The sequence below is a fragment of the Bacillus sp. GC_Bacil_1 genome, from assembly GCF_026540675.1.
GTDB lineage: Bacteria > Bacillota > Bacilli > Bacillales > Bacillaceae_G > Bacillus_A > Bacillus_A cereus.
This window is the reverse complement of record NZ_JALNUG010000019.1, coordinates 41,140-57,259: the sequence shown is the minus strand read 5'-3', so window position 1 is coordinate 57,259 and position 16,120 is coordinate 41,140. Positions and strand designations below refer to the sequence as shown.

Genomic DNA, 16,120 nt, shown 5'->3' with positions numbered 1-16,120 from the left:
GAATAACAAATGAAATTTTTTATTGATACAGCAAACATTAACGAAATTAAAGAGGCAAATGCATTAGGCGTAGTAGCTGGAGTAACGACAAACCCATCACTTGTAGCAAAAGAAGGCGTAGATTTCCATGAGCGTATTCGTGAAATTTGCAGCTTTATAGAAGGACCTGTAAGTGCAGAAGTAATTAGCTTAGAAGCTGATAAAATGATTGAAGAAGGAAAAGAATTAGCGAAGATTGCTCCAAACGTTGTTGTAAAAGTTCCAATGACAACAGAAGGTTTAAAAGCAGTAAAAGCATTCTCAGATTTAGGAATTCGTACAAACGTTACATTAGTATTCTCAGCAGTTCAAGCATTACTTGCAGCTCGCGCTGGTGCAACATATGTTTCACCATTCTTAGGTCGTTTAGATGATATCGGTCATAACGGTATGGATTTAATTCGTCAAATCGCAGAAATCTTTGCAATTCATGGCATCGAAACAGAAATCATTGCAGCATCTGTACGTCACAGCGTTCACGTAACTGACGCAGCATTAAACGGTGCACATATTGCAACAATCCCAGCAAACGTAATTGCTTCATTAGTGAAGCACCCATTAACAGATCAAGGAATTGAGAAATTCTTAGCTGATTGGGAAAAAACACAAGAGAAATAATAGAAAATCAAGAATCCTAGTTTAATTGACTAGGATTCTTTTTTATTTAAAAGAATTTTCATGCAATTTTGCATATTGTCTTTTAAATTTGTTATATAAGATATTTAATATATATCACATAACTCTTTATTTTTCATATTTCGATATAAAGTGAAACTTTAATCAGTGGGGGCTTTGTTCATCAGCACACTGATTATTAGTTGAACCAAGGGATAAACAGATAGAGGGTCTGACCAGAAAACTGGAGGGCATGATTCTATAACAGAAAGTTTAATGTTTATAGAATTATGTCTTTTTATATAGGGAGGGTAGTAAACAGAGATTTCGACAAAAACGCACCGATTTATCTGAATTTTAAGTTTTATAAAAGGAGAGAAATGGAATGAGAAGAAAAGCCCCATTTAAAGTGTTGTCATCATTAGCAATTGCAGCAATTATCGGATGCACATCTGTAATGAGTGCGCCGTTAACATATGCAGAAACGCCAGCAAAAGAGAAAGAGAATGTGTCTACAACGCCAATTGATTACAATTTAATTCAAGAAGATCGTTTAGCGGAAGCTTTGAAAGAAAGAGGAACAATTAATCCAGCATCTTCTAAAGAAGAGACGAAAAAGGCTGTCGAGCAATATATTGAAAAGAAACAAGGAGATCAGGCGAACAAAGAAATTCTTCCAGATGCTCACTCACAAGAAACGTCTGATTTCACAAAAAAAGTAAAAGAGAAAAAGATGGAAGAAAAGGAAAATGTAAAAAAGACTGAAAAAAATATTAATCTTGAGCAAAAGCCAGAACCAAATAAAAAGCAATTAAATGGGCAAGTTCCAACTTCAAAAGCAAAGCAAGCTCCATATAAAGGATCTGTTCGATCGGATAAAGTATTAGTGCTACTCGTTGAATTTAGTGATTATAAACATAATAATATTGATCAAACACCAGGTTATATGTATTCGAAAGACTTTAGTAGAGAACATTATCAAAAGATGTTGTTTGGTAAGGAGCCTTATACATTATTTGATGGTTCAAAAGTAAAAACGTTTAAACAATACTATGAAGAGCAGTCTGGTGGTAGTTATACGACAGACGGATATGTAACGGAGTGGCTAACAGTTCCAGGAAAAGCATCTGATTATGGAGCTGATGGTAGCAGTGGTCACGATAATAAAGGTCCGAAAGGTGCACGTGATTTAGTGAAAGAAGCTTTGCATGCAGCTGCTGAGAAAGGACTAGATTTATCTCAGTTTGATCAGTTTGATAGGTATGATACAAACGGGGATGGGAATCAAAATGAACCTGACGGTGTAATTGATCATTTAATGGTAATCCATGCTGGTGTTGGTCAAGAAGCAGGTGGTGGTAAATTAGGTGATGATGCGATCTGGTCACATCGTTCAAAATTAGCAGTAGATCCAGTAGCGATTGAAGGTACAAAATCAAAAGTAGATTACTTTGGTGGAAAAGTAGCAGCACATGATTACACAATTGAACCAGAAGATGGAGCTGTAGGTGTGTTTGCGCATGAATTTGGACATGATCTTGGATTACCAGATGAATATGACACGAAATATACTGGAAATGGTTCACCTGTCGAAGCTTGGTCGTTAATGAGTGGAGGTAGTTGGACAGGAAAAATCGCAGGAACGGAGCCGACAAGTTTTTCACCACAAAATAAAGACTTCTTACAAAAGAATATGGGTGGCAACTGGGCAAAAATATTAGAAGTAGATTACGATAAAATTAAGAGTGGTGTGGGAGTTCCTACCTATATTGATCAAAGTGTTACGAAATCAAATCGTCCAGGCGTTGTACGTGTTAACTTACCAGGTAAAAGTGTTGAAACGATTAAACCGGAGTTTGGAAAGCATGCATATTATAGTACAAGAGGCGATGATATGCATACAACGTTAGAGACACCTTTCTTTGATTTAACAAAAGGAACAAATGCAAAATTCGATTATAAAGCAAATTATGAGTTAGAAGCAGAGTGCGATTTCGTCGAAGTACATGCAGTAACAGAAGATGGAACGAAGACGTTAATTGATAGACTTGGAGAAAAAGTAGTCCAAGGAGATAAAGATACAACAGATGGGAAATGGATTGATAAATCATATGATTTAAGTCAATTTAAAGGCAAAAAAGTGAAACTACAATTAGACTATATTACAGATCCGGCTGTAACATATAAAGGTTTTGCGATGGACAATGTAAATGTAACTGTTGATGGACAAGTTGTATTTTCTGATGATGCAGAAGGACAGTCTAAAATGAATTTAAATGGTTTTGTTGTTTCTGATGGGACAGAGAAGAAAGCTCATTATTACTACTTAGAGTGGAGAAACTATGCGGGATCAGATAATGGTTTAAAAGCAGGAAAAGGTCCAGTGTATAATACAGGTCTTGTCGTTTGGTATGCAGATGATAGTTTCAAAGATAACTGGGTTGGGGTGCATCCAGGTGAAGGATTCCTTGGTGTTGTAGATTCTCATCCAGAAGCGCTAGTTGGTAATTTAAACGGAAAACCAGCATACGGTAATACGGGCATGCAAATTGCAGATGCTGCATTTTCATTTGATAAAACACCAGCATGGAGTGTAAATTCATTAACACGTGGTCAGTTTAACTATTCTGGATTAGAAGGTGTTACAACTTTTGATGATTCAAAAGTATATAGTAACAAGCAAATTGCAGATGCAGGAAGAAAAGTTCCAAACCTTGGACTTAAATTCCAAGTTGTTGGACAGGCAGAAGATAAATCGGCAGGCGCTGTTTGGATTAAACGTTAATAACATAAAAGCACATTCTTCATATGAAGAGTGTGCTTTTTAATTTGTACAGTAAGTTATTATTTTAGTTTATGTAATACAAGTGTTTATTCATGTGTAGTGTATCAAATTATGTGGGGAAAGGAAATATTTCCGAGGAAATTGTCGAAGTATCGTCAGTATTTATAAACTTTCTTTTTAAAAGAAGCGATGTATTATTGCCTTTACGGCTCAATTTATTTACATTGTTATTTGGTTATACACAAAAGTAATATATTGGGCAAAAAAGAGTTCTATTCAATAGGGCTCTTTTTATAGATAGAAAGGAGTAAGCGATAAATGAAAGAAGTTATTGAATGTCCACAGTGTGAAGGGGATATTACTGTACAGCATATTATTGATCTCCCGCATCCTTTTTCATTAAGGTGTCCACATTGTAAGGTGAAGTTGAAAGAAATCAGGGTAACGCCATGTTTAATATTAGCGATGATTTGTATAATTCCATTGTTTATTATTATTGGAGAGAGTATTAAGGAATTACTAGTAAAATATTTTTCTATTGTAGACAATGTACCAACTGTACTTATTTTCTTTTTATTTTGTTATCCATTGTATTATTTCTATGAAAAATATAATGCTATATTGTTTATTAAATATGGTTTGCTGAAAGTTAAAAGTTAAATTGAATAGGAGATTATCATTATGCTTTGGAAAATATATTTAGTTATTGTAGCAATGTTAGCTATTATTTCGTTAGTAAGGGGTATGTTTCAAACACCAATTCAAAAGTTTGACTTTGTAGTATCTATTATTACGTGGATAGGGCTTTTTGGTTTTGTATTTGATATACAAATATTAACCTCAATTGTTTGGAAATGTATCTTCTTGTTTAGCGTCATTTGGACTTTAACTGCAGTTTTTGTTTTTCGTTTATATGAAGAGCGAGATGAGCCATTACCTTTTATATTTAAATTAATTGGCATTATTCCAACGCTTCCATTATATTACGGATTATATCAATATGCATTTTAAAAAAAACAACGATGGATTATCCCATCATTGTCTTTTTTACTTTGCTTCTTACATAAATCATCCCAGCAAATGTTAATAAAAATGCTGTCCCGATAATGAAGCTGATGCTAGGTGATGCTCCGATTGCGCCGACTGTAAAGGAGCCAGCAACAACTCCTAATGAGAAGAAGGCATAAAATAATCCGAATGCCTTTCCACGATTATCGTCTGTAGTATTTTCAACGAGTAAAGCGTTAATAGACGGAAAGAGGATTGCGAATCCAATTCCATAAATCATCATTACGATAAAGAGCATACCTTTTGTAGCAAATAATCCGAGTAAAGATAATGCGAATGCCATAACTGCAATTCCGATTAGCATTAGTTTCGAACGATTAAATCGATCGTAAATACGATTTGTTGGAAGCAAGAAGAAGAGGATAGCAGTTATACCGAATACACTTAACATCATGCCTGTTGTGGATGCTTTAAGCGCTAATGCCTCAACTTTTACTGGTAACATATAAGTGACAATTCCTTGTGAAAACATTAATGTGAAAGCACCAATATATGCTTGTAATAACGGTTCTGATTTTAAAAGTTCAACCATATCTTCTTTGTTCATCATTTGTGTTCTTGATGTATCTTTTCTTGATACGTTATTTGGTAAGAAGAATAGAGATACGATCGTACCAAGAGCCATTAAAATAGAAATAGTAATGAAGACCCACTCTACGCCAGCTGTTGCTTTCATAATACCGCTGAAAGCAGGTCCTACGATTGCGGCTGTTCCAACAGCAGCACCAGATAGAGCCATTGCTTTTCCTTGTCTTTTTGCATTTGTTTGTTTTGATAAAAATGTAAAGGCAGCAGGAATTAAAAAGCCATCACTAAATCCATGCATAAAGCGCACAACTAATAGTTGTTCACCACTTTGAACAACGGTGTATAACAAGACTATGAAACTCGTAATTCCCATGCTTATATAAAGGATTTTTTTTGCACCAAATTTATCGACAGCGGCTCCAGCAATAATATTACCGATCATATTAGCGAATGAGTACATACCGACAACTAGACCGATAATAAGAGGAGTTCCTCCAAGGCTTTGAGCGAAAGTACTCATAATAGGTAATTGTGAAAATGTATCTAAAAATGCCACGATAACGATAAAGTAAATAAAATATTTCAAGCGATATTCACCTCTCCTATGCTATTATGGCACAATGCTAATTTCACCTGCAATGAAATTGAATTAACAGATGTGGAAAAAAGTACAAAGTGACAAAATATTGAACGTTATTTGTAAAAAATTAGTGGGAACGTGATTGTTTTTTTGAAATATATGGATAGAAGTATTATAATAGAGTTGTAAACTTCACCAGGTTAAGTATATACATAGAGAGGGATGTATAAAATGAAAGCACTACTTTGGCATAATCAACGTGATGTACGAGTAGAAGAAGTACCAGAACCAACAGTAAAACCAGGAACAGTGAAAATCAAAGTTAAATGGTGTGGTATTTGTGGGACAGACTTGCATGAATATTTAGCAGGGCCTATTTTTATTCCAACAGAAGAACATCCATTAACACATGTGAAAGCACCTGTTATTTTAGGTCATGAGTTTAGTGGTGAGGTAATAGAGATTGGTGAAGGAGTTACATCTCATAAAGTGGGAGACCGCGTTGTTGTAGAGCCAATTTATTCTTGTGGTAAATGTGAAGCTTGTAAACATGGACATTACAATGTTTGTGAACAACTTGTTTTCCACGGTCTTGGCGGAGAAGGCGGCGGTTTCTCTGAATATACAGTAGTACCAGAAGATATGGTTCATCACATTCCAGATGAAATGACGTATGAACAAGGTGCGCTTGTAGAACCAGCAGCAGTAGCAGTTCATGCAGTACGTCAAAGTAAATTAAAAGAAGGGGAAGCTGTAGCGGTATTTGGTTGCGGTCCAATTGGACTTCTTGTTATCCAAGCAGCTAAAGCAGCAGGAGCAACTCCTGTTATTGCAGTTGAACTTTCTAAAGAACGTCAAGAGTTAGCGAAATTAGCAGGTGCGGATTATGTATTAAATCCAGCAACTCAAGATGTGTTAGCTGAAATTCGTAACTTAACAAATGGTTTAGGTGTAAATGTTAGCTTTGAAGTAACAGGTGTTGAAGTTGTACTACGCCAAGCGATTGAAAGTACAAGCTTCGAAGGACAAACTGTAATTGTTAGTGTATGGGAAAAAGACGCAACAATTACTCCAAATAACTTAGTATTAAAAGAAAAAGAAGTTATTGGTATTTTAGGATACCGTCACATCTTCCCAGCTGTTATTAAATTGATTAGCTCTGGACAAATTCAAGCAGAGAAATTAATTACGAAAAAAATTACAGTGGATCAAGTTGTTGAAGAAGGATTTGAAGCACTTGTAAAAGATAAAACCCAAGTGAAAATTCTTGTTTCACCTAAATAAGATAGAATCGAAAAAAGTAGCCCTTTTCTAGAAATAGAAGAGGGCTACTTTTTTTCTGTACAGAAAGGTGATAGACTTTCCTGTAACTAAAGGTATTTTGTTTGGAAGGGGAAGTCTAATGCTTTCATTTATATTGACATTGAAACGGATGCTAAAAGCTTGTTTGCGAGCATGGAAAGATAAAGAATTTCAAGTGTTATTCGTATTAACAATTTTGACATTAATATCTGGCACAATCTTTTATAGTACAGTGGAGGGGTTACGTCCTTTGGATGCTTTATATTTTAGCGTTGTGACGCTGACTACTGTCGGTGATGGGCAATTTAGTCCCCAAACTGACTTCGGAAAGATATTTACGATATTATACATATTTATAGGGATCGGATTAGTGTTTGGATTTATACATAAGTTGGCAGTTAATGTACAATTGCCAAGTATATTATCGAATAGAAAAAAAGAGTAAAGCATGTGGGTGCTTTACTCTTTTTTTACATTAGTTTAGACAAGCCTTAATAATAGTTTATTAAAATGAAAGTGTATTCATTCATTATATTCACTATGTATAAAGTTATAATGATATGAATATTTGCATATTTTAATTTAGTGATAGAAATTTCGTGAAAGGTGGGATATTCTAGTCATAGGTTAACCGGACGACATCATAGGATCCTAACAAAATGTTTACAATAATTCAATTATAAAATGGAGGATTTTATATGAAAAAGAAAGTACTTGCTTTAGCGGCAGCTATTACATTAGTTGCTCCATTACAAAGTGTTGCATTTGCTCATGAAAATGATGGGGGACAGAGATTTGGAGTTATTCCGCGCTGGTCTGCTGAAGATAAACATAAAGAAGGCGTGAATTCTCATTTATGGATTGTAAACCGTGCAATTGATATTATGTCTCGTAATACAACACTTGTAAAACAAGATCGAGTTGCACTATTAAATGAATGGCGTACGGAGTTAGAGAACGGTATTTATGCTGCTGACTATGAAAATCCTTATTATGATAATAGCACATTTGCTTCACATTTCTATGACCCTGACAATGGGAAAACTTATATTCCGTATGCAAAGCAGGCAAAGGAAACTGGAGCTAAATATTTTAAATTAGCTGGTGAGTCTTACAAAAATAAAGATATGAAACAAGCATTCTTCTATTTAGGATTATCTCTTCATTATTTAGGGGATGTAAACCAACCAATGCATGCGGCAAACTTTACGAACCTTTCGTATCCACAAGGATTCCATTCTAAATATGAAAACTTTGTAGATACGATAAAAGATAATTATAAAGTAACGGATGGAAATGGGTATTGGAACTGGAAAGGTACGAATCCAGAAGATTGGATTCATGGAGCGGCAGTAGTTGCGAAACAAGATTACGCTGGCATTGTAAATGATAATACGAAAGATTGGTTCGTAAGAGCAGCTGTATCACAAGAATATGCAGATAAATGGCGCGCTGAAGTTACACCAATGACAGGTAAGCGTTTAATGGATGCACAACGTGTTACTGCTGGATACATTCAGCTTTGGTTTGATACGTACGGAAATCGTTAAGTATTTGAAAAAGGTCAAATCTCAGAATAGAGTATTTGGCCTTTTTATTACTATACAATACATGGAGGTATGAAACGTGAAAGGTAAATTGCTAAAAGGTGTACTTAGCTTAGGGGTTGGTTTAGGAGCTTTATATAGCGGAACTTCAGCTCAAGCAGAAGCATCTACAAATCAAAATGATACATTAAAAGTGATGACGCATAATGTATATATGCTATCAACAAACTTATATCCGAACTGGGGACAAACTGAGCGTGCTGATTTAATCGGGGCGGCAGATTATATAAAGAATCAAGATGTTGTTATATTAAATGAAGTGTTTGATAATAGTGCTTCAGATCGTTTATTAGGCAATTTGAAGAAAGAATATCCAAATCAAACAGCAGTATTAGGTCGTAGTAGTGGAAGCGAATGGGATAAAACGTTAGGAAACTATTCATCTTCAACTCCTGAAGATGGTGGCGTTGCGATTGTGAGCAAATGGCCAATCGCTGAAAAGATTCAATATGTATTTGCAAAAGGATGCGGGCCAGATAATTTATCGAATAAAGGATTTGTATACACGAAAATTAAGAAAAATGATCGTTTCGTTCACGTGATTGGGACGCATTTGCAGGCTGAAGATAGTATGTGCGGAAAAACTTCACCAGCATCTGTACGTACGAACCAATTAAAAGAAATTCAAGATTTTATTAAAAATAAAAATATACCAAATAATGAGTATGTGTTAATTGGTGGTGATATGAACGTAAATAAGATAAATGCAGAGAACAATAATGATTCAGAGTATGCATCTATGTTTAAAACATTGAACGCTTCTGTACCATCTTATACTGGACATACAGCGACTTGGGATGCAACGACAAACAGTATTGCAAAATATAATTTCCCTGATAGTCCTGCCGAATATTTAGATTATATTATTGCAAGCAAAGACCATGCGAACCCATCGTATATAGAGAATAAGGTGTTACAGCCGAAATCTCCACAATGGACTGTTACATCGTGGTTCCAAAAATATACGTATAATGATTACTCTGATCATTATCCAGTAGAGGCGACTATTTCTATGAAGTAGTTTCAAAAAGTTTCTTCGTAAAGAAGAAACTTTTTTTATTTGCAAACAGGAAAATCATACTTTCTTTCCAATATGTATAAGACATATTGAAAAGAGGAGAGAAAAATGTGGATCGAGGAATTTTTAAAGAAGTTCCATTACCGTGTGCATTTTTGGATGAAGTGGCTTTAGATAGAAATATTCAATCGATTATAGAGTTAAGTGGAAATAAGAAGATTCGTATAGCGAGTAAATCGTTACGTTCTGTTCCGATTATGCAAAAGATTTTAGCTGCAAATGATCGATTTCAAGGTATTATGTGCTTTTCACCTAGAGAGGTTTTATTTTTAATAGAACAAGGATTTAATGATTTATTGCTCGGATATCCTGCTTATGATGAAAGAGCTTTGTGTGAAATTAGTTTGCTAACAAAGAAAGGTTTCATTATAACTTGTATGGTGGATTGTGAAGAGCATATTGTGTATTTAGAAAAAATTGCTGAGAAATCTAGAGGATGTTTTCGTGTTTGTTTGGATATTGATATGAGTAGTCGTTTCTTTCAATTTCATTTTGGTGTACAAAGATCCCCAGTAAAAAATGTGCAGGATGCGTTGAAAGTAGTAGAAAAGGTGAGAAGGTCATCATATTTAATGTTAGATGGTGTGATGGGTTATGAAGCTCAAATTGCTGGGGTGGGAGACCATATACCGAATCAATGGCTGAAGAGTAAAGTGATTTCGTATTTAAAGCAGAAATCAGTGCTAGAAGTGAAAGAAAGAAGAGAATATATTGTAAAAGCAATACAAAAACTTGGTATTGAGCTAAGGTTTGTAAATGGAGGCGGAACAGGAAGCATAAAAACAACTGAGAAAGATAATTCAGTTTCAGAGATTACAATAGGTTCTGCTTTTTATTCTCCGAAGCTGTTTGATTATTATAAAGAGGTGAAATTTCATCCAGCGGTCGGATTTGCTTTACCAGTTGTGCGTAAACCAGTCCCGTTTATTTACACTTGCCTAGGTGGTGGATATATTGCTTCAGGAGCAGTTGGAAAAGATAAAGAGCCTGAAGTTTGGAGACCGAAGGGTGCAAAACTATTAGCTTTAGAAGGTGCTGGCGAGGTACAAACGCCAATTTTTTATAGCGGCGAGGAACGAGTGGATATAGGAGAGTCCATTTTGTTTCGTCATAGTAAGGCTGGTGAATTATGTGAGCGCTTTCCTTTTTTGTATCGTGTTAAAAAAGGAGAGATTGTTGGGGAGTATTCAACATATCGGGGGGATGGCCAATGCTTTCTATAAAGGGACAAAAGTGGAGGAATTGGACAGGGAATGTAGAAGGAACGCCGCATTATACGATGTATCCAGAAAGTATACAAGATGTAGTAGAAGTAGTGGGGCTTGCACTAAAAAAGGGGCGGAAAATTCGTGTTGTTGGTTCAGGACACTCGTTTACACCCCTTGTGCAAACCGAAGAAGTTTTAGTTTCTTTAGATGAATTGAAGGGCATTGTGAATATTGATGAAGAGAAGATGGTCGCTGAAGTGTGGGCAGGAACAAAGTTATATGATTTAGGGAAGTTACTTGAGGAAAAAGGTTATGCGCAAGAAAATTTAGGGGATATTGATTCACAATCTATTGCAGGAGCGATTAGTACGGGGACTCATGGAACGGGTATTACCTTTGGGAGTTTATCAACACAAGTTATAGAGATTACGGCCGTTTTATCTAATGGTGAGAGTATAGTTTGTTCGGAAGCTGAGAACGTAGAATATTGGAGAGCGTTTCAGTTGTCACTTGGAATGTTAGGTATCATTGTAAAGATAAAATTGAAGGTTATTCCAGCGTATTCACTCGTTTATGAAAGTGAAAAACAGTCATTATCTACTGTAATGAACAAACTAGAAGAGTATAAGAAGCATCGTCACTTTGAATTTTTCGTTTTTCCTTATTCTGATGAAGTACAAGTAAAACTTACGAACGAAACAACGAATACAGGCAGTGATTTGAAATGGCATAAACTAAAGGTGGAGTTACTTGAAAATAGGATGTTCTCTTTGCTATCTAAAGGGTGTAAATGGTTTCCTTCTATAAGTAAAGGAGTGAGTCGATTATCAGCTAAGGCTGTACCAAACACAAAAATAATTGGCCCGAGCTATGAAGTATTTGCTACATCACGTACGGTACCATTTTATGAAATGGAGTATAGCATTCCTTCAAAGTATATGAGGACTGTGGTAGAAGAAATCTCAAATCTTATTGAAAAGAAAAAGTATAAGGTGCACTTCCCGATCGAATGCCGCTATGTGAAGGGTGATGATATATGGCTTAGTCCAGCCTATGGAAGAGATTCAGCGTATATCGCTGTTCATATGTATAAAGGTATGAAATATGCTGCTTACTTTGGCGAAGTGGAAAAAATTTTTCTGAAGTATGAAGGGCGTCCGCATTGGGGGAAAATGCATACATTATCGTATGAGCAATTACAAGATATATATCCAGAGTTTCATTCGTTTTTACAGGCGAGGAAGTCTCTAGATGAACTTGGAATGTTTTTTAATCCTTATGCAGAAAAGTTATTTATCCCGCTATTTGCCGGGCAGTAAGACCCCCACTGATTAAAGTTTCAAATTATGTATATGAAAAAGCTGACAAATAATTATTTGTCAGCTTTTTTTAGCGTAATTGCATTTCTTGTATGACTAATATGTTCATAAAATAGTAGTTTATCACGGCTAAATACATGCAGTAAAACATGAATAATAAATAGGCCGTTAATGATAAATAGGAATAACAATGTAACGAGTAATACTAAAGGCTCTGTATGATTTAACATAGAGCTACTAGAAAGAATATAATTGATTCCGCCTAACGCAAAATAAAATATACCGTAGCGAATAAATAGTTCTTTTAATGTAATACGATCTGATTTTCCTTTCAGATGAATGCGGAGCAATGCTTTCCCAATTGTTTTTCCATTTGTAAAGTATGGAATAAGAATAAAATAAATAAGGATTGAACACATAATGAAAATGAGTTCATACATATTCGTGTAAGATTGCATATTAGAAACGAAGAAAGAATTTCCTTTGTTTTTAACGACAGGTACGACGATAGATAAGAAAATCCAATCAATTTGCATCGCGATAAGGCGACGAATGAATCCGACTGGTTTCGTTTCCAAATCAATATGACTATCTAACTCATTTGTCTTCGGAAGGAAGTACGTAAATATTGGGGCAATGATAAAACCAATTACGCCACCTAATGTATTTAAAAACAAATCATCGATATCAAATAATCGGTATGCACAATTGTATATACCATATAATCCAGTCACTTGTGTTAGCTCGAAAAATAGTGAAAGGAAAAAGGAAATGCAAATTGTTTGTAAGAAACTACGTCGGAAATAATAACGTAAGTAAATACCGAATGGAATAGTTAATAGAACATTAAATGCAACTTGTAAAAACGCAGACTCTTTTAATAAGTAAAAATAAGTAGCTGGTTTCGTTAAAACTGCCGATGTATGACTACTAATCTCTTGTATGAAATAAAATGGTGAGAGTTGCATGTGTTGTGTATTAGCTGGTTGTAGGCTACAAGTATCAAACGTTTGTGGTAACGGCAAAATAACAAGAAAATAGGCATTTAATAAGTAAAGTAATAATGAGTATAAAATAAATGAGCGCCATTTATTTAAATAACCGTATTTTCGATAATTAAATATTAAAAAAGGGATTAAAAGAAACATTGCTAAAAAGGGAAATAAAATAAATGCTGTTTTTACTGGAAATAAATATGCAGTCAAAGTAAAACTCCTTTCAATGAAAATTCGTTTATCATTATAGCGCCAAAAATATTTAAATACAAAGTTAAAATCTTTCGAAATAGAAATAATTACTAATTTTATAGGAATTAAGTTATAATAAATTTAATATAAGGATATTATGATTATATAAGTTGAGAGAGGGTACAAGAGATGCGATATGAACTTTTTTCTGTAAGTGGGGATCATATTACGACTTTTGAAAGTGCATGGCGTTTTCAGGAGGGAGAACAGATTTTTGTTCATGATGATCAAACAAAAAGAAACTTTATTATTATTCGTCTGACGCATGATGTATTTCAACAAAATAAACATGTTATTCGTTTGTATTGTCAAGAGAAGAAAGTGTATGCATAAGAGAAGCCCTCTTACAGTATGAAAAGTAAGAGGGGCCTTATCTCGTTATTTGTGAACAGCCCAATTGATGAGAGCTGATTAAAGTTCCACTTTATCATTTTTCCCCTCGTAAGGAATAAAAAGAGAAGGGTTAATGTACATAGCTAGCATTTGATTTGGAAGAAAGGATATAGCCTTGTATTTTGTGCTTCAAAGTTACATTTCTTTCTCTTTGAGAAAGCCATGTATGGTAATCTTGTTGTGTTTTCCATAACATACGAATCATATATTCTGCCTTATCATTTGTAGGATGAACATGTGAAAACTCTATGTTAATACAACCGTTCGTTCCGGGAGAAGGATAATATTGTTTAAGCCCATAAAGAAGCTCACTTTCATATCCGTACTTAATATGAATGAGTTTAGTAACAATAAACATATAAACACCTCTTTTACGATAATAGTAGGAAAGATAGCTTTACTATAATAGTGAACTTAAATGATATCATACTATTCAGAAAATTCAAAGTAAATGATAGATTTTAACTTAATACAGGTATAAAAAAGCGAGTCATCTAGTGTAATAGAATGACTCGCTTTCAATTTGTAAGTTTCATTTTATAAGAAAATAAGAGTAAGTACACCTACGATAATACAATAGAAAGAGAAATATTTTAAATTTCCTTTTGCCATAATGTTCATAAACCATTTTAGTGAAATATACGTCATGATAAATGTTGCGATGAATGCAACAACATATGGCACGAATAATGTGTCTAGATTTGGATCATTTGCAATGTCTGTAATGCTTAACAATAAGCCACCTAAGCTAACAGGAATGTATAGTAAGAATGAAAAGCGAAGAGCTGTTTCTTGCTTCATACCAAGTAACATTGCTGCTACGATTGTGGCACCAGATCGGCTTATTCCGGGAATCAGTGCGCAAGCTTGTGCTAATCCGACGATGATTGCATCTTTCATAGAAAGGTCGCCATCATTTTTACGACCGCGTAAATTTCTAATAATCCAAAGGCCGACAGCAGTAATAAGAAGGGAAATCCCAACCATCTTCACACCTTTTAAGTACTGATCGATGTAATCTTTAAATAAAACACCAATAACACCTGCTGGAATGGTTGCAATAACAAGATAAATAATAAAGAAGAAATCTGATTTTGCGTCTTCTGCTCTTGTAAATATATAAGAGAGACCATTCTTCGTTAGACGAATTAAATCATTTCTATAAATAAGTAATACAGCTAATAATGAAGCTGAATTAACAAGTAGTTCGAAGCTAAACCCTTCTATTTTTAGTCCTAGCAAATGTTGTGCTAAAACGAGATGACCACTTGAAGAAATTGGAATTGGTTCTGTTAGTCCTTGGAACAGACCGAGAATTAAATATTTTAAAACGTAGTAAAATTGTTCCATAATAACCTCCTTGTTTATTAGTTGAAAGAAACAACTTTTCCATTATAACAAAGATATGGATGAATATTGAAAAGAAATAAATATTCGAAATAAAATAAAAATCCCTTATAGCAGTATAAGGGATTTTTATTTTTAATTAAGAATTTACTGTTCCTTGAAGACTTTTAGACAATTGAACATCGACTTTTTCAGCATCATGAATATGATTCATAATAGTAGTATTTAATTTTTGGAACATTTGTTGTGTGTTAGCGAATTCTCGTAATATGTCATCATTACAAGATTTTTGGTTTTCAATAGCCTTAATAACATTTGTAGCACCATTTTGTAACGTTTGAATCATAACTAAAATATTTTCAATTCTAGCGTTTGTATCGGCGCTCATTTCTACACCTTCATCGACTAAATGTAAATTATCTTTTGTGTTATCGTATGCTTTTTCAATTTCTTCTTGAATTTTTTTCGTTAAGTTGCCTATGTTTTTTGTACTTTCTGCTGTACTTTCTGCTAGTTTTCTTACTTCATTGGCAACGACAGCGAATCCTTTACCGTGTTCTCCAGCACGTGCGGCTTCAATACTCGCATTTAAAGCAAGTAAATTTGTTTGTGCTGCAATGTTTTGAATGACTTCTACAATTTGCTCGATTTCCTTTGAGCGTTCGCTTAGATGATTCATACTATTAGACGTGCGTTGGGATTGTTCACCTAATTTATTAATTACAATAAGTAAGCGGTGAACGGATTCTTTTCCTTCATTAGAGCAGTCAATAATTTCTGCAATAGACTGAATTAAGCTTTGTTCCTTTTGTAACATTTCATTATTTAACTCATTGGAATGTGTCGTACGTGTTGAAACATTTTCGAAACATGAACTTAATTGTTGAACTAAATTTTGGAGTGTATTGTGTTGGTTATTTACAAGTTGGTGCTCTTGGACAACGCTTTGTACACGATCGTGGATAGTAGAAATAGTCTCTTGTTTTTCAATATCTTTTTGTTTT

The 16,120-nt window shown here is 34.4% G+C and carries 15 protein-coding genes and 1 pseudogene; 11 read left to right on the top strand and 5 right to left on the bottom strand.

Annotated elements, in window-relative coordinates; genetic code table 11:
* Positions 1–9: 9 nt before the first annotated feature.
* From fsa to OXT04_RS23810, 4 genes are all read left to right on the top strand, one after another.
* On the top strand, positions 10–657 hold the full coding sequence (gene fsa / locus OXT04_RS23825) for a fructose-6-phosphate aldolase (RefSeq protein ID WP_000667666.1): 648 nt from the start codon (positions 10–12) through the stop codon (positions 655–657).
* Positions 658–1,039: 382 nt separating this feature from the next.
* On the top strand, positions 1,040–3,439 hold the full coding sequence (gene inhA2, locus OXT04_RS23820; RefSeq protein ID WP_267418059.1) for a M6 family metalloprotease immune inhibitor InhA2: 2,400 nt from the start codon (positions 1,040–1,042) through the stop codon (positions 3,437–3,439).
* A gap of 318 nt (positions 3,440–3,757) precedes the next feature.
* A complete protein-coding gene (locus OXT04_RS23815; RefSeq protein ID WP_000665754.1) occupies positions 3,758–4,099 on the top strand; it encodes a hypothetical protein in 342 nt (113 codons plus the stop codon).
* A gap of 21 nt (positions 4,100–4,120) precedes the next feature.
* Entirely contained in the window at positions 4,121–4,450 is a 330-nt protein-coding gene (locus OXT04_RS23810; protein WP_000964465.1) for a hypothetical protein, read from the top strand.
* A 16-nt stretch (positions 4,451–4,466) separates the two neighbouring features.
* Here OXT04_RS23810 and OXT04_RS23805 read toward each other — a convergent pair whose 3' ends face one another.
* On the bottom strand, positions 4,467–5,621 hold the full coding sequence (locus OXT04_RS23805) for an MFS transporter (protein ID WP_000873271.1): 1,155 nt from the start codon (positions 5,619–5,621) through the stop codon (positions 4,467–4,469).
* A 225-nt stretch (positions 5,622–5,846) separates the two neighbouring features.
* Here OXT04_RS23805 and bdhA point away from each other — a divergent pair, with 225 nt between their 5' ends.
* From bdhA to OXT04_RS23775, 6 genes are all read left to right on the top strand, one after another.
* Positions 5,847–6,899 carry a (R,R)-butanediol dehydrogenase gene (gene bdhA / locus OXT04_RS23800; protein WP_000645827.1) on the top strand — a complete coding sequence of 351 codons (1,053 nt, stop codon included), beginning with the start codon at positions 5,847–5,849 and terminating at the stop codon, positions 6,897–6,899.
* Between the two features lie 118 nt (positions 6,900–7,017).
* Positions 7,018–7,362, top strand: a complete 345-nt coding sequence (locus tag OXT04_RS23795) for a potassium channel family protein (protein WP_000948035.1) — start codon at positions 7,018–7,020, stop codon at positions 7,360–7,362.
* Between the two features lie 253 nt (positions 7,363–7,615).
* Positions 7,616–8,467 (top strand): phospholipase CerA, encoded by an 852-nt coding sequence (gene cerA / locus OXT04_RS23790; protein WP_000730997.1) that lies wholly within the window; start codon positions 7,616–7,618, stop codon positions 8,465–8,467.
* Positions 8,468–8,543: 76 nt separating this feature from the next.
* Positions 8,544–9,545, top strand: coding sequence for a sphingomyelinase C (gene sph / locus OXT04_RS23785; protein ID WP_000676799.1), 1,002 nt, complete (start codon positions 8,544–8,546; stop codon positions 9,543–9,545).
* Between the two features lie 107 nt (positions 9,546–9,652).
* Positions 9,653–10,825 (top strand): amino acid deaminase/aldolase, encoded by a 1,173-nt coding sequence (locus tag OXT04_RS23780; protein ID WP_000373758.1) that lies wholly within the window; start codon positions 9,653–9,655, stop codon positions 10,823–10,825.
* Entirely contained in the window at positions 10,813–12,129 is a 1,317-nt protein-coding gene (locus OXT04_RS23775) for a D-arabinono-1,4-lactone oxidase (protein WP_000948937.1), read from the top strand. The genes OXT04_RS23780 and OXT04_RS23775 overlap by 13 nt, the downstream gene beginning before the upstream one ends.
* Before the next feature lie 53 nt (positions 12,130–12,182).
* On the opposite strand, the gene OXT04_RS23770 is transcribed toward OXT04_RS23775, so the two are convergent.
* Positions 12,183–13,334, bottom strand: coding sequence for a VanZ family protein (locus tag OXT04_RS23770; RefSeq protein WP_267418045.1), 1,152 nt, complete (start codon positions 13,332–13,334; stop codon positions 12,183–12,185).
* Between the two features lie 171 nt (positions 13,335–13,505).
* Here OXT04_RS23770 and OXT04_RS23765 point away from each other — a divergent pair, with 171 nt between their 5' ends.
* Positions 13,506–13,709 (top strand): hypothetical protein, encoded by a 204-nt coding sequence (locus OXT04_RS23765; protein WP_001268332.1) that lies wholly within the window; start codon positions 13,506–13,508, stop codon positions 13,707–13,709.
* 130 nt (positions 13,710–13,839) lie between these two features.
* On the opposite strand, the gene OXT04_RS23760 is transcribed toward OXT04_RS23765, so the two are convergent.
* The 3 genes and pseudogenes from OXT04_RS23760 to OXT04_RS29965 form a co-directional block, all read right to left on the bottom strand.
* Entirely contained in the window at positions 13,840–14,127 is a 288-nt protein-coding gene (locus OXT04_RS23760; RefSeq protein WP_000471253.1) for an antibiotic biosynthesis monooxygenase, read from the bottom strand.
* A 179-nt stretch (positions 14,128–14,306) separates the two neighbouring features.
* On the bottom strand, positions 14,307–15,119 hold the full coding sequence (locus tag OXT04_RS23755) for an undecaprenyl-diphosphate phosphatase (protein WP_000434794.1): 813 nt from the start codon (positions 15,117–15,119) through the stop codon (positions 14,307–14,309).
* Between the two features lie 136 nt (positions 15,120–15,255).
* Positions 15,256–15,786: pseudogene (locus OXT04_RS29965) on the bottom strand (methyl-accepting chemotaxis protein); the annotation flags it as partial.
* Positions 15,787–16,120: the final 334 nt, after the last annotated feature.